This is a genomic window from Pseudoalteromonas sp. SR43-2 (assembly GCF_014163885.1).
In the GTDB taxonomy this organism is placed as follows: Bacteria; Pseudomonadota; Gammaproteobacteria; order Enterobacterales; family Alteromonadaceae; genus Pseudoalteromonas; species Pseudoalteromonas distincta.
In genome coordinates, this window is sequence record NZ_JACJED010000002.1 from 151042 (window position 1) to 174243 (window position 23202).

Sequence of the window (23202 nt, forward strand, 5' to 3'; positions counted from 1 at the left end):
CATGATAAGGTTGTGTAAGGTTAGATTAATTTTGGAAGCCATAATGATAAATTTAATGTCACATAACACACTCCCTAAACTAATGAGTGCAGGCTTAGCCGTTGCTATATTTACTATTAACGCACCCGCGCATGCAAAAAGCGATTACGTAAAAAACTATAAACAGCTCGATACTTTATCGCTTAGCGTTAACGCAGTAACAGCGGCAGAAGGTGTAGTTATACCTTGGGCTATTGAGCCTTTAGCTAATGGTGATTTACTAATATCTGAGCGCAGCGGAACGTTATTTTTATTACCTAAAAATACCACTAAATTAACTAAGGTCTCTGGGCTTCCCGACATTGACGCTAATGGCCAAGGTGGATTACTTGATTTATCACTACACACCGATAGTAAGCAAAACCAATGGCTATACTTTAGTTACTCAAATAGTGAGGGCAAAGGAAGCGGAAGTAACACCGCTTTAATGCGCGCCAAGCTAAGTAGCGATCATACGCAGTTATCTGATCAGCAATTGCTATACAAAGGCGAGCATAATAGTACCAAAGGCCAGCACTACGGCAGCCGTATTGTGTTTGATAATGAAGGTTATGTTTATTTTTCAATTGGCGATCGCGGCTCGCGCGACATAAACCCGCAAGATCTCACGCGGGACGGCGGTAAAATTTATCGCTTACACGATGATGGTAGTATCCCAAGCGACAATCCGTTTGTTAAACAAAAAGATGCAAAACATGCGGCATGGTCTTATGGGCACCGTAATCCACAAGGCATGTGGTTTGATAATCAAAATAATATTTTATGGTCCCACGAACACGGGCCGCGCGGCGGTGATGAACTTAATATAATAAAAAAAGGCGCTAACTACGGGTGGCCTTTGGTAAGTTATGGCGTTAACTACAGTGGTACCAAGTTTACCGACCTTAAAGAAAAAGACGGCATGCAATCGCCCGCATTACATTGGACTCCTTCAATTGCGCCATCCGATATGTTGTATGTAACGAGTGATAAATACCCAAAGCTTAAAGGTAAGCTATTACTAGCATCAATGAAATTTGCATTCATTAGCGCACTAGAGCTCTCAAAAGGTAAGGTTGTTAAGCAATATAAAATACTCGATGGAATTGGCAGAGTACGCAGCCTTGCCCAAAGCAGCGATGGTTTTATTTATTTAGGTATTGATGGGCAAGGTATTAAACGCCTAGAGCCAGAAATGTAAACATTAGCCTAGAACTAGCACACAGTACGTTAATAATTACACCGTGTTTACTTTGCGCTTTTAAAGCGCAAAGTAAACATTTTCACCAAACAAAGAACTATTAAGCCCATTAATGCGTACACTAATTAAATATAATTTAATAAATTAAGAGAATACTAATGTTTTCATTTTTAAAGCCTGATCCCGTAAAAAAACTGCGTAAAGAATACGACGTAAAACTAGAGCAAGGCATGCAGGCACAAAGAAAAGGCGACATTAAAAGCTTCGCCATGTTAAGTGCAGAAGCCGAAAAAATCTGGAGTGAAATAGAAACTCTAGAGGCTAAAAAAGCCAAGTAAATTCGTATTAAACGTGTCTGTCCTGTTTTAAAAGTAGGAAGACGCGTTTAGTAAATAATTAATGACCTCCTTTTTACAGCTTCCACCATCCCTAAACCACCTTTTATAATATGCTTACACAAACAAGTGTACTTAAAGCGGTTACTTACGATTTATTGGTATATCAGCGTCGGAAACAGCAATTCTTACAACAGAGCGAACGAGTTAGTGGGCGAGCCTGCTGAATAGAATCAATGAGTTAACCTGCTTAATTGCTCAGGTTAGTAGCGACTGTGCGTGGTGGAAATATCATTGCTTAACAGTTAAATATTAGGTTTAATGGGGACATAATAAACGCTGAGTAACGCAGGGATAGCTTAGAAACGATATACACGTCAATGAAATTGGCTAGATATCGGTTAGGCCATAAAAAGCCTTTCTATATAAGTAAAGTCCATAGCATAAACAATACCAACTCTGACACACCGAGCCGGTAGCGCCTCAGTCCAACAAGCGATTATGCAACACAAACTGCGTGTTGCATAAATACTAAAGTGTTAAGTGCCCGTGTTGCTATCTACCTTCTGTATTTAAAGAGAAATTAATGAAAAAAAGATTACAAGTATTCGTCTCATCAACCTATTTAGATTTAGTTCCTGAAAGACAAGCCGCTGTGTCCGCAATTTTGAAATCAGGACATATACCTGCTGGGATGGAATTATTTACAGCCGGAGATCAAAGCCAATGGAGTATTATTAAGCGTTGGATCGATGAATCAGATGTTTATATGTTAATTTTAGGTGGAAGATATGGAAGTGTTGAGCCAAACAGTGGTTTAAGTTATACAGAGTTAGAATACAATTATGCTTTAGATATAGGGAAACCATTATTCGCAGTTGTTATAAACGATAATGCGTTAGATGAAAAAATTAAAAAAGTTGGTGCTTCTGTTTTAGAAAAAGATCATCCAGTCGAATTGAAAGCATTTAAACAAAAAGTATTATCTAATATGTCATCATTTTACGAAGATGAAAAAGATATTCGATTATGTGTTCTGGAAAGTTTACCTGAGATTGCTGCAACTAGAGAATTAGACGGTTGGATATCAGGCGCAGAAGTACCAGATACGAAAAGCTTGGTTGATGAAATAACACGATTAACTAAAGAAAATAGAGAACTGACAAATGAGATGGGCTCTCTTCAAGACAAGCTTAAAAATGCACCATCATCTAAGGAAGATTCGTCAAATGAAGAGTTGGCTTTGATCTTGAAATCAATTGAAATTGATTTTCCGAAGGCTATGGAACAGCCTAAAATGAATTTGTTCGCTGCGCTGATGTGGCTAAAAGATCATCTAATTACAGGTGTTACAAATCAGCATGGTACTGATGATCTAACCATGTTTGTTTATCAAAATATACTTCCTAAGTTACAAATACATAATCTCGTAATAAATGAAAAAGTCGCATCTGTAAAATATCGTCGTTTTTCTCTAACTAAGCAAGGGCAAGAATTCTTAGCTTATATTGAAAAGAAGCAAATCTTAAAAAATAGAACTTAATCGGGTAGCCGGAGGTCTCTAACCTCCAGCCCCCACAACACCCATCATGCGGGTCCGCAATGGGCAGTTCATCTCCCGTAATGAATACCGATCCAAATATCTCTCAATGACATTAAACCTTGTGATGCTAAATAGTCATTGTCTAGCGCAATGTTAATTTCTTTTTTTTGAGCTTTTTACAAAGGCCTTTACTGGTGATACCATAAATAATTAGGATGATACCCATCCTAATTATTACGAAAAAAGCCAACAAAAACAGTATAAAGAGTGCATTGTTATAAATAACGAATCACGCAAAAAGCTGAGCTATGTAGACAAAATGAAAGTAAAAATAGACAGCCCAATTGGACGACGATAGCTGTTTATTAAAGAATAGCAAACGACTCGGCTGTATTGAATCGACTTTCCTTTAAATAAAAAGCGGAATATTACAGTGAATAAAGGTATGAATAAATTGACCTTACGGGGTCAAATGAAAGTGAATGCCTTACTTCACGCTGCGGCAACTGTATTGCCTTGTTCATAATATAGAAAAGCTGAAAAACACGATGCATTAATGAGGGTAAGCCCTTTTAAACTAAAATAAAGCTACTAAAGCAGCACCCATAATCCCGTCCAAAACGCCAATTAAAACAACACCAAACACTTCTTTATATGCTGCGTAAAAATACAGTAATCAATTGAACCAAAATAGGAACTCAGCTATGGTTTGTTTATCAATAAAAACAAATTTAAAAACGAGTTAATCTAAAGGCTCGTTAGCTTCAAGGAGAGATCAGTGGAATTTTTCAGCATTGAAAACATAGGTAAAATAATAGCTCTATTTGTAAGTGTTATAGCCGCATACAAGGCTTTCTCTGAACTATTTTCTAAGAAGAAAGAGAAGTTAAGAGCTGATTATGAGTTTGCAGAAAAATTTATCTTGGGTGAAAAGTGGAAAACAATTGATGATTATCTTCTTGAAAGAGGCTACTGGGGGTTATCCGGTAAGCAATTGGAAGCTTCTATCATTCGTTATTTTCTCGAAGAAAAGGATCCTCTGAGTAAGCTCACTGATTATACTCTCGGCTTACGGAATCTTTCCGTAAGCCGAGATGGCGATCAAGTGGTTCAGCAGATTACATTTAAATCTTCATTAGACACGGATTCAAAACGGTGGTGGAAGCACGCTAGATTGTCTTTGGGGTACTTGACCTTTGCACTACTTTCTTTGGGGCCAATCATATTTCTTGATAATTTCGTTTCAATCGGGCTGGCAGGGCTTGCAGCTTTAATTGCTTGGGTTTTGTCATTCGGCCTTTTAGCATACGTCAATCTAGATGAGATTCGGGCATTCCACTCAGCTAAGCGTATCGTAGAATTTGAAGCTAACAAGTTAAGTCAGCAGGACGCCGCAAGCGGCGCCTCTGCTTAAAGCGTTATGTGTTTCGACTATTTACAGTAACTTGAAGGATCAGGAGTCCAAAATGAAATTCAAAAATAAACTTAATCGAGCACAGTTAAGTGCTGTAACTTTATGTTTAGGTGCTTCACTAGGCATGTCTATATTTGTTGGGAGCTCATCGCCTTTTATAGGATTAATGCTTGGTACAATTACCGTCGGTGTTTATGTCATGATTCTCTCTGGCAAGTGGAGTGCAAAAAAAACATAACAGAACATTAGACGGAATTTGCTCTTCCCCATTTAATAGGTATCACGATTATTTTTACCATACACATTCTCAGGGTTTATTTGCATTAGTAGTGCGGGGTTGTCTATCGGTTTAAACCCGTATTGCGCATAAAGGCCATGCGCATCAGAAGTTGCTAATAAAAAGCGCCTGAGCCCTTGCAGCTCAGGGTGCTCTACTATCGTTTTAATAAGTAACTTACTCAGCCCATTTCCTTGCAAGTGCGGGGCAATAAATACATCGGCTAAATAGGCAAAGGTTGCTTTATCGGTCACTACCCTGGCAAAGCCAACTTGCTCGTTATGAGCGCTGTAAACACCAAAGCACATTGAGTTATCAATAGCCGATTGCATCACGCTTTTAGGAATGCCTTTGGCCCAGTAGCTATTAGCAATAAAGTTATAAATAACGTTAAAGTTAAGTTTGCTTTTGTCTGTGCTAATTGAGTAATCACTAGTGTTTACTGTCATACGTTAATAGTCTTTTATCAATGCTTTTATAAGCGTTTATATAACTTTTTCTATAAATAATCTTTAACGTTTTTTAGCTGTTTGTCGTGTACTTTTGAAAGTACTAACAATGAGCAAATAGCCCCAAATAACGCCAGTCCCATATCTGATTGGGTATCCCACACGTAACCTTGCGTGCCTAAAAACGCTTCTGCGTTTTCGCCGCTTAACACTGCAACCCACCACTCTATTAATTCGTAAAAGGCGCTAAATGCCAAACATACCGAAATAACAAAGGTGATTAACCAGCCTCGACCATTTACTACTTTTTTGCGCAGTAAAATTTCGCGTGCTAGTAGTGCAGGTACAAACCCTTGAAAAAAGTGCCCTACTTTGTCGTAGTTATTACGCTCACTACCAAATAGGTTATCGAACAAAGGGACTTCGGCGTAGGTGTAATGCCCGCCAATCATCAGCACTATGCAATGCGCTAAAATAAATGTATATAAAATAGGGGTAAGTTTAAAGTGGCTATAGGTACTTGCTAGCAGCACTAAACCAATAATTGCGGGGATAACTTCAAGCAGCCATGTAAATTGATCTTTTGGGTTAATACCAGACCAAATTAATACAATAAAAAACAGGCTCAGCCATAAATACTTCATTTAGAATCCTTTTCTAAATTGATCAAATTTACGGCATTTTACGCCTTTGAAATAAACGACGCTACCTATAGTTTGTTTTTGCGCTTAGCCTATTAAACAAAGTAGGAAAAAAGCGCTTAATTGTAGGCGCCCAACCACTTAAACCTTTGCCAATAATCACTTCGTCTTTTTTATTGCTAATGGCACGAATCATTTTTGAAGCCGCTACGCTTACATCCATGCCATTTTCTATCGACTCTTCTGGTTTATTTTGCGCTATGCCTTGCTCGTTTAGTGAGTTATGCGCAATTGCTGTTTTAATAGAGCCAGGGCAAATTGTTAAACAATGAATATTATGTTGTGCTACTTCTGCACGTAGGCAATCCATAAAACCAACAACCGCATATTTAGAACCCGAATAACCTGTTCTAAATTTTGAACCTACTTTACCCGCCACACTACTAATAGACACAATTGAGCCACTGCGCCTTGCCACCATAGTAGGCAATACAGCTTTAGTAAGTGCAATTAAGCCAAAGTAATTAACCTCCATTAATTGGCGATACACGTTAAAATCGTTTTCTAAAAATAAACTGCGCTGCGATACGCCGCCGTTATTAATTAAAATATCTATTACAGGAAGCTCGCTCATTTTTGCTGTTACTGTACTTAGTACATGCTCTGGCTGTGCTAAGTCCAGTGGCACAACTAAGTGCCCTTCGCCTTTAAGCGTTGCTTTTAAATCGTTTAATTTATCTACATTGCGCGCCGATAAAATAACGCGCGCTCCAAGCTCGGCAAATTGTATAGCAAGCTCTTTACCAATACCTGACGATGCACCGGTGATCCACACTGTTTTATTATTATATTGCATGCGTTATCTGCCCTTTTATTGTTATTTATTAGGTTTTATAAAGGTACTTAGTAAAGTATTTTACGCCTTTGTAGGACCTGCTATTGCGTTTACTTCATCTTCTAATGTTTTGTAAAAGCCCATTAAAAATAGTAGTTCAACGGTTACGTACAAAGGGCCAATAATTAAGCCAATTAGGTCATCTACAAACGCTGGTTTTTTACCTTCGTAATAGTGCCCAATAAACTGCAGTACCCAGCCAAATACAAACACACCTACGCCAATACTCAACCAAGGCCAAAACGCCATTGCCGCAATAGGCTGAGCACCAACAAGGAGTAAGGTGAATATTACGGCCATAATAAAGCCAAGCGAAAAGCTCAGCATAAAATAATAAACAACCGACGCTAATACAAAAAGTTGTGCGCCATCAATTACAAAGCTACCAAGGGGGATTTGAATACGCGCTAGTAAACACAACGCTGCAAATACAATCAGCGGAATACCAAAAAAGTGCGTTAGTACATTGCGCTTAGAACGATGATACAAACCATATTTACCAAGTTGCTGTTGAAGTGTTTTCATTGTTTTGCCTTTATTTTTATATATAAAACTTACTTTAGCAAAAGTTGACACAACAACAATGTCAGGTATCCGACATTTTGTAAATTAAACAAATGCAGAAATTATTTTACCCGGCTCATGCTCACCTTGCATATCCGTTCGCTCGCGCCCTTTTTGATACTCTTGCTCAAGCATTTTTTGAAGCTCATCAATTTTATCAGCAATTGCGTCAGGGTCTGCGCCCTCTCCTTGTAGCTCTTTAGTGAGTTCTTCTATTGTCGCTTTTAGTTCGTCTATTTTGTTTTTGTTTACACCTAAGCGCTGATAAACCAGCGCTTCTTGAGCACTTTCTAAAAACGTTGGTTCTTTAGGAGCTGAGGTAATGCCTTTAACATCATTTGTTTTTTCGTTAGGGAGGGTATTAGTTGCCGCAACTTCGCTTAGTCCTGCCGCTTTATTTACTGCAGGAGAGTTATAGTTACTATATTGATTTTTAAAGGTTATTGTAGTCATTAGCTCAAATCCATTGTTGCGTTACATTATCTGTAGCAATTTTGGTTCCAACTAAATAAAAAAGTCTCTATTTAAGCTTGTGTAGCACGCGCCTGTAACTTTTGTTTATCTAAAACAGTTATACGTTGATACCCCAAACTAATGGCTTGTAGGCTAACAAGCTGTTGCAGTATTTGATTAATAGTTTGGCGCGTTAGGTAGGTCATATCAGCAAGTTGCTGCTGAGATAAAACAAGCGGTGTTAAGTGCTCTGTATGTTCGCTAAGCATTAAAAGTCGATTGCATACTTTTTGCTCAGCGCTTAGTAATGCGTGATCTTCCATTGAGGTAAACATTAGGCGTAACTTTTGTGCCAGCAATAAACCAAACTCTTGCCAATATTGTGGCTGTTCGTTTAATAGCTGTTCAAGCTCGCGTTGGGGCACGTAAAAAAGCACAACATCAGTTTGTGCATATACATCATGAGTGCGCAGGCCACCATCAAACAAGGTAACTTCGCCAAACCACAGTGATGAATCAATAAAGCTCAATACAGCTTCTTTGCCTTCGTTACTTACGCCACTAATACGCACCACGCCGCTAAGTACGGCATAAATTCCATCGTGCTTATCACCTCGCAAAAATAATGATTGCTGAGCCTTTAGTGAGAGCGTTTTGCCCTGCGTTAATAAAAAGCTTTTTAAATAAGCGCTACGGTTTTTAAACCAATGCCCTTGCTCTATAACGTTTTGCTGCTGTGGAGTCATTATTTACTGCATTTGCTTATTAAATGGCTGTTTTTCGATAACCAATTTTTTAGGGAAATTTAAATCGGTTGCTATAACAAAATCATCGTAAGGATCATTACCCGAAAACAGCTCAGTTATTAATGTATCGTTTTTATAAACATTAACGGTTACACCACTGCCCATACCGCCTGAGTTAATAATATAGTAATGATATTCGCCGTTACTAAAAAATAAAATACTCTCGCCAATACGCCCTACTTGCCTGTAATAACTGCCAAATGGTGCATTTGGTGTAGCTTCTTTTTCAAGCCCTATGTCATTAACTCTACCAAATCGATAACTAAGTGATGAGTCATCTTTTGCAACGCAAATAGAAAGCACTTTATCGGTAGGCTCTAACTTGTAGGCTGTATTTTCATCTGGGTTACGCACAACTTTATGCATTTTTGCGTTAATGTAGGCTGCTTCATTACTTTTACAATGTGTTGCTAGCATACCGAGTACTAAAGCGGGTTCGTGTGTTTGAGCTGCTGAAGGCGTGTTTACTTTGAGATTAGAGGGTGAGTTACTTACATTATTATTTAGCTGAGGACTACCTTGAATTGCCATACTTTGATCTTCACAACCAAAAAGAGCAAACAAGAAGAAAGAATAAAAGCTCGCTAAAAATTTAATGCGCATAATAAAATCCATCTATGAGAGAGCCTTTAAAATAGCGATAAAACTAACGACCCGCAACACTCTTATGCGCAATACTTTATAAGTTTATTTTTAAACCATCTTCTGCAAAAACTACGTTACTTTTTAGTGATTTAATTAACGATTTTTTAAACAACTGCTGGTTTTTAATGACCGATTAATAAACTGAGATAGAGCCGCCGCTTGATGCGATTGCTTCAATTGCGTTGTACATAATCACTACATCGGCATTTTCGCTAAGTTAGCAAATGTACCTATTTTTTGTTGAGTGACCAACGGCCGATTTATTAATTTTAGCTAGTATTGAAAGCTGATTTAAACACCTTATAAAAATGTGTAAATAACTAAATTAATCAATAATTGGTTTTCTTATAATAAAATGTTGTTACCGCACTATTGCAAACGGTTTTTTATAACCAATTGTAATTTATACTTTAAATAAAATTAAATCCAAAAAACATACATTTTAAAAACAATTTAGTCTCATTTTATTAAAACAACAGTTGACCCTATTCAAAATATAAACTAGCATTTCTGGAAGCGCTTCCACAAAACTTAGTTAAGCGGGTTTTTCTGGAAGCGCTTCCACACATTTGACAATGTTTATAACTACACAATAACAGCCCCATACAAGCTGTTAATAATAATGATAAAAGCGCGAGGGAAACCGAATGTCCAACCATATTGTAAGAAAAACAAAGATAGCGACCAGCCTATCTCTGATTTTAGGTGCATCAATCTCTTTGCCTGTATATGCACAAGAAGCAAATACAGATGTTGAAGTAATCCAAGTTACTGGTTTTAAAAGCAGTATTAAAGAATCGACTCGTTTAAAACGCGACGCCGCCGGTGTTGTAGATGCAATATCAGCTGAAGATATTGGTAAATTCCCCGATACCAACTTAGCCGAGTCGCTACAGCGTATTACGGGTGTGTCGATTGATCGCTCAAATGGTGAAGGCTCTAAAGTAACGGTTCGTGGTTTTGGCCCCGACTACAATATGGTAACCCTAAACGGGCGTACAATGCCGGCGGCATCTTTGCCTGCAGGCGGTGGTACACCTAGCTCTCGTGCATTTGACTTTGCAAACTTAGCGTCTGATAGCGTTAAATCGGTTGAAGTATATAAAACGGGTAAAGCTAGCATTGCATCAGGTGGTATTGGCGCAACAATTAATATTAATACCGCTCGCCCACTCGACAATCCAGGCTTTGTTTCAAGCATTGGCGTAAAAGCTTTACACGACTCAACAAACCGCGTTGGTGATGACATAACACCAGAGCTTTCTGGCTTAATTAGCTGGACCGACAGTGAAGCTAAATTTGGTGCCTCGTTAACGGCAAGCATGCAACAGCGCGATAGCTCATCAACAGGTGCGTTTGTAAATCAATGGAATACATCAGCTTTTGACGGCACAATCCCACAAGCTGCAGACGATATTGTTTTAACTAATGCACCCGCTGTTGGTCAGCTTTATTCAATGCCATCAGATTTGCGCTACACCATTGCCGACAGAGAACGTACTCGTACAAACGCGCAATTAACGCTGCAATACAGCCCTATTGACGATTTAACAGCCACGCTTGATTACACATATTCTAAGCAAGATTTATTCGAAGCCCGTGCTGAGCAATCAATTTGGATGGATAACTACAAAAGCGCGCTAACATTTGACGACAACACAGTAAAAACTCCTATTTATTACCGAGAAGAACGTCGCGATCAGCAAACACGCGATTTAGGTTTAGCGTTTCAAGAGCTAAACCAAGTTAACCAAAACGACTCTATTGGTTTAAACGTTGAGTACTATTTCAATTCAGAATTGAGCTTTATGTTTGATGCGCACAATTCAAAAGCCACTAGCAAACCAGATGCACCTTACGGCAGCTGGGTAAACGCAGGCTTAGGCGCAAACGTAGTTAACGCACAAGAAGTTGATTTTAGCCGTGAGCTTCCATCAATGAGTATCGATTTTGATGATTGCCGCCGAGACAACCTAAATTGTAATAACACATTAGATGCCTCTGATGTGGGTACGTCTATTTTAGATTCTAACTTTGCTCGCCAAGAATCTGAAATCACAGAATTTAGAATCCATGGTAAATACGAAATTGAAAACGGCGCAATTGACTTTGGTATAGAGTCTCGCTCTATGGAAAGCCATTCACTGCAATCACTTACACGTAATACTATGGGTAACTGGGGTATCGAAAACCCAGGCGAACTACCTGATGGCTACCTAAACCCAACAAACTTTTTAGCTGAGTTTGACGACTACGATACATCGGGCTCGTACAACCAAGGTTATACCGGCAGCGCATCGCAAATTGGTTACTGGGCAGGTGAAGAATACGGCTTTAACTTTGCAGCCGATGGCGCATTTGCAACTAACCGCACCATTGAAGAAGATATAACCGCAGCGTTTGTGCAATTTACTTACAACGGCTACATTGGCGATATGCCATACAACATTGTAATTGGCGCGCGCCAAGAGTCTACCGACATTACCTCAACGGCTAATATCGATTTACCTAACGCAGTAGCGTGGGAAGGTAATAACGACTTTAATGTTCGTTTTGGCTCGGCTAAAGAAGATTTCACGCTTAAATCTAGCTACGATCATTTTTTACCAAGCTTTGACTTTGACATAGAAGTAATTGAAAACGTAAAAGCGCGTTTTTCTTATAGCACAACAATTGCTCGCCCAACTTACGATAACTTAAGTTCAGCAGCGACTGTTGGTGTACCAGGTGCCCCTACTCTTTTAGCCGGTTCTTCACCGGCTACAGCGTCAACGGGTAATCCTGGTTTAGTGCCGCTTGAATCAGATAATATTGATGTATCGGCTGAGTGGTACTTTGCAGAAACAAGTTATGTGTCGGTAGGTTATTACACTAAAGACATCGAAAACTTTATTGGTTTAACACCCATGACGCAAAACTACTACGGATTACGCGATGCAACAGCGGGTCCTCGTGCTCAAGCTGCCATTGCTGAGCTAGAATCTCGCGGACTTGCCCTAACCGATTCAAACTTATTTCAAATGGTTGCCGCAACAGAAAATGGCGTTGATTTTGACTCTATGACCTACGAAGAGTTTGAAGCCGCTTACGATGTAATTGCTAACAGCGACGACCCATTACTAGAATTTACAGCGCAAGTACCTACCAACAATAAAAATGCCACTATTGATGGTTTTGAAATTGCCTTTCAGCACTTTTTTGGTGAAAGCGGTTTTGGTGTGCAAGCAAACTACACCACAGTTAATGGCGACATAGACTTTGATGTAAACGCTGACCCTACTACTACACAATTTGCACTAGTGGGTTTAAGCGATACAGCCAACTTTATTGCAATGTACGAAAACGATGATTTTCAAGCACGTATTGCTTACAACTGGCGTGATAAGTTTTTAAATAGCGCAGCTCGATACGTAAACGAGCCTGGCTTTACTGAAGAATATTATCAAATCGACTTTAATGTTGCGTACAACTACAGCGAACAACTATCGTTTTTTGTTGAAGGCCTTAACATTACTGAACAAAACAGCCGCGAACACGGCCGTACGTCAGTACAATTGTGGAACCTACAACAGCTAGGCGCACGTTACAATATTGGTATGCGTTACAACTTCTAAAGGTAATACAAAGTAAAGCCGTTAGTTTTTACTAGCGGCTTTTTTGTATTTAAAACAGTATTAATGCTAGTTTAATTGTTATCAACTTTAGGGTGTTAACTCATGACCAAACCAATAACAAAAATAGTCGTTTTAGGTGGTGGCACTGCCGGCTGGCTAAGCGCAGGCTTATTAGCCGCCGAACACCCGCACCTTAATGTAACGTTAGTGGAGTCGGCAAATGTGCCTATATTGGGCGTGGGCGAAGGCACATGGCCGTCAATGCGCAACACGCTACAGCGCATTGGCATTAAAGAAATTGATTTTATAACCCAGTGCGACGCGTCATTTAAGCAAGGTTCTAAATTTATAAATTGGCGCAACCTCACCGAGGGAGAAAACTACTACCACCCTTTTATGAATCCACAAGGCTACGAGCACACTAATTTACACGCCAGTTGGCAACGTATTGCGCCTGATCAAAAATTTGCCGACGTTGTAAATATGCAAAGCTTTGTATGCCAAGCAGCACTTGCACCAAAGCAATTACAAACACCCGAATATGCAGCGGTCACCAACTATGGCTATCATTTAGATGCGGGTAAATTTGCTGAACTTTTAAAAAATCACTGCGTTAAAAACCTAAACGTTACACATATTATTGACGATGTAACCGAGGTTATTAACGACGATCATGGCTATATTGCTTCATTAAAAACAAATAATAATGGCAATATAACGGGTGATTTATTTATAGATTGCTCAGGCTCATGCGCTCGTTTAATTGGTGAGCATTTTAATAGTGAGTTTATAGCGCAAGATCATATTTTATTTAATAACAGCGCTGTTGCGGCGCAAATACCTAATGCACACATCAATCAACCAATTGCCTCAGCTACGCTATCTACAGCGCAAAGTAACGGCTGGATTTGGGATATAGCCCTGCCAACACGCCGTGGTACAGGTTATGTATTTAGTAGTAAATATCAAAGCGATGAAAGCGCAACAAATACACTAAAAAGCTACATAGCCAAAAGCAGCAGTGAGCAACAAGCTGAGCAACTTACCTACCGTGTATTAAAATTCAACCCTGGTTACAGGCAAAAATTTTGGATTAAAAACTGTGTTGCCGTGGGTATGTCTGCTGGCTTTTTAGAACCACTTGAAGCGTCAGCTCTTGCTATGGTTGAGCTTTCAATTAGCATGATAAGCGAGCAACTACCGCAAAACCGTACTCACATGAGCCAGCTTGAAACGCGTTTTAATGAGCGTTTTAGCACTCGTTGGCAGCGCGTTATTGAATTTTTAAAACTTCATTATGTGCTAAGCGAGCGCGACGACACGCCTTATTGGCAAGATATTAGTAATTTAAATACCGCGCCCGAGCGCCTGCAAAACTTACTTAAACTTTGGCAATTTCAGCCCCCTAGCCGCTTTGATTTTATTGAAAACGAAGAAGTGTTTTCATCAAGCAGTTACCAATACGTTTTATATGGCATGGGCTTTAATACACAAACAATCTCTGCACAAAATACATTTAACGACCCCCGCGCTGGGGATTACTATTATCAGCAAAATCGCGAAAAAATAGCGCAGTGTTTAAATGGACTGCCAAGTAATCGCGCGCTTTTAAATCACCTTTTATCAAATAATGGGCAGCCACATAATGACTAAAACAAACGCTGTTAAAAACGTAGTAATTGCTGGAGGCGGCACTGCAGGTTGGATGGCCGCAGCAGCACTTGCTAAACTAGTTGGTAACAATATAAACATAACCCTTGTTGAATCTGACGATATTGGCACTGTAGGTGTTGGTGAAGCAACAATTCCGCCTATTCGTACATTTCATAAATTGCTGGGTATAAACGAGCAAGCATTTATGAAAGCCACTCAAGCAAGCTTTAAATTAGGTATTAGCTTTGAAAACTGGGGCGATGAAAACACGCATTATATTCACTCATTTGGCGCAACGGGCAAAGAATGTTGGGCGGGTGAATTTCATCACTTTTGGCTGCAAGGTCAAACTTTAGGAATAAACAACCCATTTGGCGATTACTGCTACGAGCTGCAAGCGGCTAAAGGCGGTAAATTTGCGTTTAATCAGCAAAACCCCATTAACTATGCTTACCATATGGATGCCACGCGTTACGCGCAGTTTTTACGTGAATTTTCAGAGCCACTGGGTGTAAAACGCATTGAAGGTAAAATACAAAAAGTAGTAAAAAACACTAAAACGGGCCATATAGAATCACTTACTTTAAATAATGGCGAGCATATTAACGGCGACTTTTTTATTGATTGCACCGGCTTTAGAGGTTTATTAATAGAGCAAGCATTGCATACTGGCTACGAAGACTGGTCGCATTTACTACCGTGTAACAGCGCCATTGCGGTGCAAACAAAATCGACCAGCGATACCGTATTGCCACTTACCCGCTCTATTGCCCATAAAAGCGGTTGGCAATGGCGTATACCACTGCAAAACCGTGTCGGCAACGGATTAGTTTATTGCAGCCAATATATGGATGACGTACAAGCCAAAGCGCTATTATTAAATAACATTGAAGGCGAGGCGCTTACAGAGCCCCGTATAATTAAATTTAAAACAGGGCGTCGCTTAAAAGGCTGGAACAAAAACTGCTTAGCGCTTGGCCTTGCTAGCGGTTTTGTTGAGCCACTTGAGTCCACCAGCATTCACTTAATAATGTCGGGTATTATTCGCTTTATGCGTTTATTTCCGTTTAATGGCATTACCAATCACGCCATTGACGAATACAACAAACAACTTAAAAGCGAAATTGAAAATATTCGCGACTTTATTGTGCTGCACTACAAAGTAACTAATCGCGATGACAGTGAGTTTTGGCAACACTGTAGCGCCATGGAGGTGCCAAAAACACTTCAGCATAAAATTGATTTGTTTAAACAAACCGGCCGTGTGTTTTTAGACGATGGCGATATTTTTAGAGTCGATTCGTGGGTGCAAGTTATGCTTGGTCAAGGTATTGAGCCTAATCAACATCACTTAATAGCCAGCATGATGAGTGATGAAGAACTCACCCGTTTTTTACACGGTATTAAGCAACAAATAGAGCAACGCGTAAGCCAATTACCATCTCATCATGAGTTTTTAAAGCAGTATTGCCCAGCATAAAAAACCCTTATTACTAAGGGTTTTTGGTACACACAACAACTTTTACGTTTTATTCTTCACACTTAACCACGGCGCTTTTAGCGCTTTGTGGTTTAAAGCTAATATCTGCAACTGAAACGTTAAGCTCTCCTGCCGTTTTAATAATAAAAGGGCTGGTTACTCTGGCAAAATCAACGCCCTTTTTAGCAAAACACGTTAAATCTATACTCATGGTTTGCCATGTATTTAAATCAGCATTTTCAAGATCACGGGTAATATCAAGCTCGCCGCCACAGCCTTGTTCGCACTTCATTGCAAGGTATGTCTGTGAGCTAGGTATTTGGTTTACTTTATAGCTAAAGCTAAGGGCTGAATTTGCTTCAATATAGGCCACTTTGTCTTCGGTAAAGTTACTATTAATTTCGATGTAGCTGGCTGCAGTGCCATCAAAATTAAATTGCATCGCATCTTCTTGAATCGCTTTGTCTTCAGTGCGATAAGTAATGCCGCCAAGCTTTACACTGTTACTTGCTACTTGGTGCTGCTCGCTGTTTGAATTTAAAAACAAACGCCACGGTGTTTTAAAACTGCCATTAAATATAGACAGCGGCGCAAGGTTACTAATATCAACACCTGAGTCTTCATTTAGATTATTGGCAAGCGTACTTTCATCTTTATACGTTAAGCCAAAGCCATAGGGTAATAATGGTGAGTAATCAGCATCGCCCTTATTTACTGCGGTTTGTAGTGGCGATTTAGGCCACGAGAAAGACAACTTACCTTTAAAGTCATACTGTACCTTCCCATTTTTATCCGCTAATAAAACATCAGCAATGCCTTGCCCTTCAGTGCCAGGAAGCCATGCTGCTACAAATGCATCTGACGCGTTAAGCTCGCTGTTAACCCACATTGGTCTGCCCGATATAAACACAGAAACAACCGGTATATTTTGCTGCTTTAATGTTTTTAATATTTTAAGAGAGCGTTTATTGTTACGTTCAAACTCAAGGTTGTCTTTATCGCCATGTCCCTCTGCGTATGGTTCTTCACCAAATACAACAATGGCTACATCGGGTTTGGTATTAAACTCACCCGTTGGGCTTAAAATAGCGTTACCGCCAGCAGCCTCTATTTGCGTTTTTAGTCCCGCATAAATAGACGTTGCCCCAGGGAAATCTGCATTTTGATTATTAGTTCCCTGCCACGTAATACTCCAACCACCCGATTGCTTGCCTATGTTATCGGCCGCATCGCCCGCTATAAGTATGTTGCTTGATGGGTTAAGCGGTAATAAATGATTGTTATTTTTAAGCAGTACTAGCGACTCTTGTACCGCTTGGCGGGCAATATCGCGATGTGCTGGCGCACCTATTAGTTCTAATTTACCTGAATATTTTCGATTTGCAGGGCTTGGCTTATCAAATAAACCCGCACGTAATTTAACGCGTAAAATACGTGCTACGGCGTCATCTATTCGCGCCATTGTTATTGTGCCCGCTTTTACTTGTTTAATTGTATTTTCATAAAGTGGCTTCCAAGCACCCGTTGGCACCATAAAAATATCAAGCCCCGCATTAACAGCCTGCGGGCAACTTTCATTTGTACAGCCTGCAACTTGTCCGTGTCCGTTCCAATCTCCTACAACAAAGCCATCAAAACCCATTTTTGTTTTTAACACATCAGTAAGTAGGTATTTATTGCCGTGATTTTTTTTACCATTCCAGCTATTAAACGATGCCATAACCGACTGACTACCTGCGGTTAAGCCACCTATATAACCTTGCGCATGAATATTATATAACACCTCTTCGCTATCAATGTTATCGCCTTGATCGTCACCATCTACAGTGCCTCCATCGCCTAAAAAGTGCTTAACGGTACTAATTACGCGTTTATCACTTAAAAAGTCTTCATCGGCTCTGCCTTGCAATCCGTTTACAATTGCGGCTGAATACTCACGTACAATTGCAGGATCTTCTGAGTAGCCTTCGTACGTTCTGCCCCATCGGTCGTCGCGCACAACCGCAACAGTTGGTGCAAACACCCAATCTATGCCTGTTGCCATTACCTCTATTGCAGTAGCTGCTGCAATGCGCTCAATTAATGCGGGGTTATTAGCAGCACCTAAACCAATATTATGCGGAAATAACGTCGCCCCAATCACATTATTATGGCCATGTACTGCATCAGTGCCCCACATGGTCGGAATTTTACTGCCATCAATTGAGTCATCAACTGATGCCTGATACATGCTCTCAGCAAGTGTTATCCAATCTGCAGGCGTTGCATGCTTATTTGCATTAGGGAAAGAGCCACCGCCATTTAAATACGAACCAAAACCGTATTTGCGCATGTCTTCAACACTAATATCGCGAATTTCAGGTTGGATCATTTGCGCTACTTTTTGCTCAAGCGTCATTGTTTTTAAATACTGTGCAATTGTATTTTCAATTTCGGGCGTTTTAACTACTTTGCTTTTAAGCGTTGGCCAAAGTGATAAATTACCTTGCTCATGCTCAGCCTTTTTGGCTACGGCGCCTTGGCTATTATTTGCGTTAATCTCTTGTTTATTACACCCACTTAAAACACACAATCCTCCTATTAAAATGGGGAGCATGTGTAACCTGTTAGTGTTTAAGCTTTTTTTCATTTTTATAGCCCTGTGTTGTGTCAGTGTGATTTTGTGAGCGCCTATTTGTTATTTAAATTTAACTATTGACCTGTTTAACAATAGCCACTAACCTAAATATGGAAGCGCTTCCTTAAAGTTATTAAATACCATACTTAGTGATTAATCAAATTAAATATGGAAGCGCTTCCAATAATGAATTTAATATCCGCTCTATACAAAGCAAACTTTACCAAAAAAGAAGCAGAGGTTTTCTCTTAATGAAACAATTATCTTTACCTAGTGGCTCACCACTTTTAGCCAAAAATTTTACTTATGGTGTAGCTACGGCCTCATTTCAAATTGAAGGCGGCGCAGCTGATCGCTTGCCATGTATTTGGGATACCTTTTGCAGTAAAGAAGGCAAAATAGTCGACAATTCAAATGGCGATGTAGCCTGCGAGCACTACACTCGCTGGAAAGAAGATATAAACTTAATTGAATCATTAGGTGTGGACGCTTATAGACTTTCGATTTCGTGGCCGCGCGTAATGACTAAAAGCGGTCACTTAAACCCGACAGGCGTTAAGTTTTATACCGACATTTTAGATGAATTAAAACGTCGTAACATTAAAGCTTTTGTAACGCTGTATCACTGGGATTTACCACAACATATTGAAGATGAAGGCGGTTGGCTAAACCGTAACACCGCTTACGAGTTTGCACATTACACAGATTTAATTACAAAAGCTTTTGGGGAACGTGTGCACTCTTACGCCACCTTAAACGAGCCTTTTTGCAGCTCTTATTTAGGTTACGAAATTGGCGTACATGCGCCTGGCATTGTAGGTCGTGAATTTGGTCGTAAAGCCGCGCACCACTTATTACTGGGTCACGGTTTGGCTATGCAAGTACTTGCTAAAAATAGCCCAAATACGCTAAACGGTATTGTACTTAACTTTACGCCTTGTTACTCAGTTAGCCAAAGTGAAGACGATTTAAAAGCCACTGCATTTGCTGATGACTATATAAACCAATGGTACATGCAGCCTGTAATGCAAGGTAAATACCCTGATATTATTAAGCAATTACCTAAAGCCCACCACCCTGATATTTTAGATGGCGATATGGAAATAATTGCTCAACCGCTAGATTACCTAGGGGTTAACTTTTATACCCGCATGCATTATCAAGCAAGCGAAACCGACTTTTACCATGAGCTGCCACATAAAGCACCAATGACTGATATAGGCTGGGAAATTTATCCTAAAGCGCTGACAGAATTACTTGTATCGTTAAACGAAAAATACACCCTACCACCTATTTATATTACCGAAAACGGTGCAGCCATGGCTGACGAATTTAAAGACGGTGAAATCAAAGATAACGACCGTATTGAATATTACCACGAGCATTTAAATGCCCTGCATAACGCAACCGAGCAAGGCGTAAAAGTAGATGGTTACTTTGCGTGGAGCCTAATGGATAACTTTGAATGGGCAGAAGGATATTTAAAGCGCTTTGGAATAGTACACGTAGACTACAACACACAAAAACGAACTGTTAAAGCCAGCGGTAAAGCATACAGTAACCTAATAACTAGCCGATAATTTTTCGGCTTATAACAATAAGAACACACACAGTGAACAAACTCCCTTTATACGAAAAAGTCGGTTACGCCATGGGCGATGCCGGTGCTAACTTAGTATGGCGCGGCGCGCTTGCTTATTTAGCGGTGTTTTACACCGATACATTTGGCATATCGGCAGCCGCCGCTGCCATGTTGTTTTTGGTGGTAAGGCTGTCTGATGGCGTAACCGATATTATTATGGGTATGATTGCCGACAGAACGCAGTCGCGCTTTGGTAAATTTCGCCCATGGATACTCTACTCGGCACCGTTTTTGGGCTTGTTTATGGTGTTGTGTTTTACTACACCCGACTTTAGCACCACCAATAAACTTATTTATGCTTACGTAACTTACATAGGTTTAACGCTTGCTTACACCGTAAGTAACGTGCCCTACTCGGCACTTATGGGCGTTATGACACCAGACGATACAGAGCGCACAAAGCTCTCTGGTTTTAGGTTTGCAGGTGCGTTTACTGGTGGCTTATTGGTTATGGGTTTTTTACCTGAGCTAGTGGCATTTTTTGGTGGCGGCGACAACACCAAAGGCTATCAGCTTACTATGTACTTATTTGCCAGCTTACTTATTATTTTAATGATTATAACGTTTGCGACCACCAAAGAGCGTGTAACACCGCACGCCTCAAATGAAGGCAATTTAAAATCAGAGTTGTTTGATTTAACCAAAAGCCTGCCATTTATAATCCTACCTTTACTTGCTACCACCCTGTTTTTTTATTACCGCGATTTATACAGCGGCGTATTTTTTGCCCTTGTTATGGCTGCAATGACATTCGTTATTAAAAAATTACTCAATAAAGATAAACAAAGCTTAACGGGATCACAGCGCGATATGGTTGATCTTCTGACCAACAAACCTTGGCTGGTGTTACTCGGCATTGGTTTTTTAACCATGATGTTTAATGGCATAAAATACGGTGTAATTGCGTACTACTTTAAGTACCACGTAGCCAATGAACTCATGGCTGGGCAATACTTTATTGCTTTGTTGGTTGTATCTATATTTGGCGCACTTGCCACAGGTAAACTGGCCGAAATTATGGGTAAACGAAACCTATTTATTGCATCATTAATGCTAAGCGGCATACTCACTACTGCATTTTACTGGGTGCCTAGCGATAACCTGGTTGCTGTATTTACCTTTGGTTGCGCTGCTGAATTTTTTGCCGCGATGATGCCAACATTATTTTTTAGTATGCTTGGTGATTCAGCCGATTATTCAGAGTGGAAAAACAAACGCCGCGCTACAGGCCTTATTTATTCTGCGGGTACATTTGTGCAAAAAACAGGTGGTGGTTTTGCCGGTGCATTAGTATTGGTGGTACTTGCAGGCTACGGCTATAACGGTATGGATGAGCTAACAATTACACAAGCCTTACCTGGTATGCAGTTACTTATGAGCTGGATACCTGCCGCATTTGCTTTTTTAGGCGCCGCATTGATGCTTATTTATCCACTAACCTCAGCGATGACGCAAAAAATAACAGAAGACTTAGCAATTAGACGCAGTAATGTGTAAATTAACTTTTAATGACCCTTCGCGCTTTATATTTTTATAAAGCGCGAGTAAAAACACATATAAGCTAGGACATCAATGGCGACAATTTATCAAGTATCAGAAATGGCAGGTGTGTCTTTATCAACTGTTTCAAGGGTACTTAACGACAACGACTACGTAAGCAAAAAAACTAAAAAAAAGGTATTAGAAGCAATGAAAGAGCTAGGCTATCAGCCAAGTTCTATTGCACGCTCTTTGGCATCTAGCACTACAAACAGCGTCGGTATTTTAGTTTCTGAGTTGGATGGTCCGTTTTTTGGTCAAATGATGTCAGCCATTGAAGAGCACCTTCGTATAGCGGGTAAACACGTTATTATTACGCCTGGGCACAGTGACGAGAAAAAAGAAAAAAGCGGCTTTGAGTTTTTAATAGGCCGTAATTGCGACGCTATTATTGCCCACGTAGAAGCTGTATCAAACGAGTACCTAATTGAGTTAAGTAAAGGTAAAACCCCTATTTACTTAATGAGCCGCTACGTTAAAGAAATTGAAGAAAACTGCATTAGCCTCGACAACGTAATGGGCGGCTACTTAGCCACTAAAGCCATGATCAACAAAGGCCATAAAAACATTGCGTACATAGCAGGCCCGCAGTTTAAAGAAGACGCGTCAAACCGTTTAAAAGGTCACAAACAAGCCCTAGCAGAGTACAACCTAACCTTTGACGAAAAGCTATTTTACATAGGCGACTTTAAAGAAACCGGCGGAAGCGACGGCTTAAGGCATTTTATTCAAAATAAAGCGCAAATAACCGCGCTTGTATGCGCCAATGACGAAATGGCATCGGGTGCTATGAAATACGCCCGCGAACACGGTTTTAACCTGCCAAAAGATTTAGCCATTATTGGGTTCGATAACGTAATTTTTACCAATTATCTCTACCCAACACTGACTACAATAGATAACCCAGTTCCCGAAATGGGCCGAGCTGCGGCTAACTTAGTGCTTAAAGACATTTACAAAAAAAGCGGCATAACAGTAAAGCACGTGTTTCAGCCAAAGCTTATTTTAAGAGACTCTACACCCGATATTAATTAACTTTAAACCTAATTTAAATCTAGTTTAAATCTAAGTTATGTAACTCGTTACGCACCCACTGCGTATCTAAATATTGATCTACGCGCTGCTGCGTAAACTTTACAAGTGACGTGCAGCATGCGATATGTGCCTGTCTGCTTGCATTACAAAAAACCCTATTCAGACATAAATGCTCACAAATATAAAACAATATCCACATGAAAAAACTACAATAAAAAGCATAATAGATCCGATAATTTACCAAATAGATCGTTTTAAAGTTTATTTATATTGTTTAATAAAATATCACTTTACTTATTTTTAATTTGGCTCTAAATTCGCGCAAATTTTATTATTAAAGTAACCTCTCAAACTTTAAAACAGTGGTTATTTACCTTCAAG

General features: G+C 39.8%; 19 protein-coding genes and 1 pseudogene. 11 read left to right on the forward strand and 9 right to left on the reverse strand.

Going from position 1 to position 23202, the window contains the following annotated elements:
* Nucleotides 1–43 precede the first annotated feature (43 nt).
* The 5 genes from H5120_RS02310 (at nt 44) to H5120_RS02330 (ending at nt 4749) form a co-directional block, all read left to right on the forward strand.
* Nucleotides 44–1219, forward strand: coding sequence for a PQQ-dependent sugar dehydrogenase (locus tag H5120_RS02310; RefSeq protein WP_182673466.1), 1176 nt, complete (start codon nt 44–46; stop codon nt 1217–1219).
* 158 nt (nt 1220–1377) lie between these two features.
* Nucleotides 1378–1557, forward strand: coding sequence for a DUF6435 family protein (locus tag H5120_RS02315; RefSeq protein WP_007375469.1), 180 nt, complete (start codon nt 1378–1380; stop codon nt 1555–1557).
* A gap of 583 nt (nt 1558–2140) precedes the next feature.
* Entirely contained in the window at nt 2141–3097 is a 957-nt protein-coding gene (locus H5120_RS02320; RefSeq protein WP_182673467.1) for a DUF4062 domain-containing protein, read from the forward strand.
* A gap of 778 nt (nt 3098–3875) precedes the next feature.
* Complete coding sequence (locus H5120_RS02325) at nt 3876–4511, forward strand: hypothetical protein (RefSeq protein ID WP_182673468.1); 636 nt, start codon at nt 3876–3878, stop codon at nt 4509–4511.
* A 52-nt stretch (nt 4512–4563) separates the two neighbouring features.
* Nucleotides 4564–4749: a hypothetical protein gene (locus H5120_RS02330; protein WP_182673469.1), complete on the forward strand. Its 186-nt coding sequence runs from the start codon at nt 4564–4566 to the stop codon at nt 4747–4749.
* A gap of 32 nt (nt 4750–4781) precedes the next feature.
* Here H5120_RS02330 and H5120_RS02335 read toward each other — a convergent pair whose 3' ends face one another.
* The 7 genes from H5120_RS02335 to H5120_RS02365 all read right to left on the reverse strand — a co-directional run bounded on the left by H5120_RS02335 (nt 4782) and on the right by H5120_RS02365 (nt 9199).
* Nucleotides 4782–5237 carry a GNAT family N-acetyltransferase gene (locus tag H5120_RS02335; protein WP_182673470.1) on the reverse strand — a complete coding sequence of 152 codons (456 nt, stop codon included), beginning with the start codon at nt 5235–5237 and terminating at the stop codon, nt 4782–4784.
* 50 nt (nt 5238–5287) lie between these two features.
* Entirely contained in the window at nt 5288–5881 is a 594-nt protein-coding gene (locus H5120_RS02340; RefSeq protein WP_149604942.1) for a DUF2238 domain-containing protein, read from the reverse strand.
* Nucleotides 5882–5942: 61 nt separating this feature from the next.
* On the reverse strand, nt 5943–6734 hold the full coding sequence (locus tag H5120_RS02345; RefSeq protein ID WP_182673471.1) for an SDR family oxidoreductase: 792 nt from the start codon (nt 6732–6734) through the stop codon (nt 5943–5945).
* Nucleotides 6735–6794: 60 nt separating this feature from the next.
* Entirely contained in the window at nt 6795–7298 is a 504-nt protein-coding gene (locus H5120_RS02350) for a DUF962 domain-containing protein (protein ID WP_008137888.1), read from the reverse strand.
* Between the two features lie 84 nt (nt 7299–7382).
* Nucleotides 7383–7790 (reverse strand): hypothetical protein, encoded by a 408-nt coding sequence (locus H5120_RS02355; RefSeq protein ID WP_182673472.1) that lies wholly within the window; start codon nt 7788–7790, stop codon nt 7383–7385.
* 71 nt (nt 7791–7861) lie between these two features.
* A complete protein-coding gene (locus H5120_RS02360; RefSeq protein WP_010553509.1) occupies nt 7862–8536 on the reverse strand; it encodes a Crp/Fnr family transcriptional regulator in 675 nt (224 codons plus the stop codon).
* Nucleotides 8537–8539: 3 nt separating this feature from the next.
* The gene (locus H5120_RS02365) at nt 8540–9199 is read right to left on the reverse strand and encodes a hypothetical protein (protein WP_259397813.1); all 660 of its coding nucleotides are present in this window, start codon (nt 9197–9199) and stop codon (nt 8540–8542) included.
* Nucleotides 9200–9888: 689 nt separating this feature from the next.
* Between H5120_RS02365 and H5120_RS02370 the strand changes: the two genes are divergently transcribed.
* From H5120_RS02370 to H5120_RS02380, 3 genes are all read left to right on the forward strand, one after another.
* Entirely contained in the window at nt 9889–12855 is a 2967-nt protein-coding gene (locus tag H5120_RS02370) for a TonB-dependent receptor (RefSeq protein ID WP_182673474.1), read from the forward strand.
* A gap of 102 nt (nt 12856–12957) precedes the next feature.
* Complete coding sequence (locus H5120_RS02375) at nt 12958–14508, forward strand: tryptophan halogenase family protein (protein ID WP_182673475.1); 1551 nt, start codon at nt 12958–12960, stop codon at nt 14506–14508.
* Nucleotides 14501–15988 (forward strand): tryptophan halogenase family protein, encoded by a 1488-nt coding sequence (locus tag H5120_RS02380; protein ID WP_182673476.1) that lies wholly within the window; start codon nt 14501–14503, stop codon nt 15986–15988. The genes H5120_RS02375 and H5120_RS02380 overlap by 8 nt, the downstream gene beginning before the upstream one ends.
* 49 nt (nt 15989–16037) lie before the next feature.
* Here H5120_RS02380 and H5120_RS02385 read toward each other — a convergent pair whose 3' ends face one another.
* Nucleotides 16038–18617 carry an exo 1,3/1,4-beta-D-glucan glucohydrolase gene (locus tag H5120_RS02385; RefSeq protein WP_182673477.1) on the reverse strand — a complete coding sequence of 860 codons (2580 nt, stop codon included), beginning with the start codon at nt 18615–18617 and terminating at the stop codon, nt 16038–16040.
* A 239-nt stretch (nt 18618–18856) separates the two neighbouring features.
* On the opposite strand from H5120_RS02385, the gene H5120_RS02390 reads away from it, so the two are divergent.
* From H5120_RS02390 to H5120_RS02400, 3 genes are all read left to right on the forward strand, one after another.
* Nucleotides 18857–20185: a GH1 family beta-glucosidase gene (locus H5120_RS02390; protein ID WP_182673478.1), complete on the forward strand. Its 1329-nt coding sequence runs from the start codon at nt 18857–18859 to the stop codon at nt 20183–20185.
* A 32-nt stretch (nt 20186–20217) separates the two neighbouring features.
* Nucleotides 20218–21744 carry an MFS transporter gene (locus tag H5120_RS02395; RefSeq protein WP_182673479.1) on the forward strand — a complete coding sequence of 509 codons (1527 nt, stop codon included), beginning with the start codon at nt 20218–20220 and terminating at the stop codon, nt 21742–21744.
* 75 nt (nt 21745–21819) lie between these two features.
* Nucleotides 21820–22821: a LacI family DNA-binding transcriptional regulator gene (locus H5120_RS02400; protein ID WP_010553502.1), complete on the forward strand. Its 1002-nt coding sequence runs from the start codon at nt 21820–21822 to the stop codon at nt 22819–22821.
* A gap of 19 nt (nt 22822–22840) precedes the next feature.
* Here the strand turns inward: H5120_RS02400 and H5120_RS20180 are convergent.
* A pseudogene (locus tag H5120_RS20180) lies at nt 22841–22974 on the reverse strand (LysR family transcriptional regulator); the annotation flags it as partial.
* Between the last annotated feature and the right edge of the window lie 228 nt (nt 22975–23202).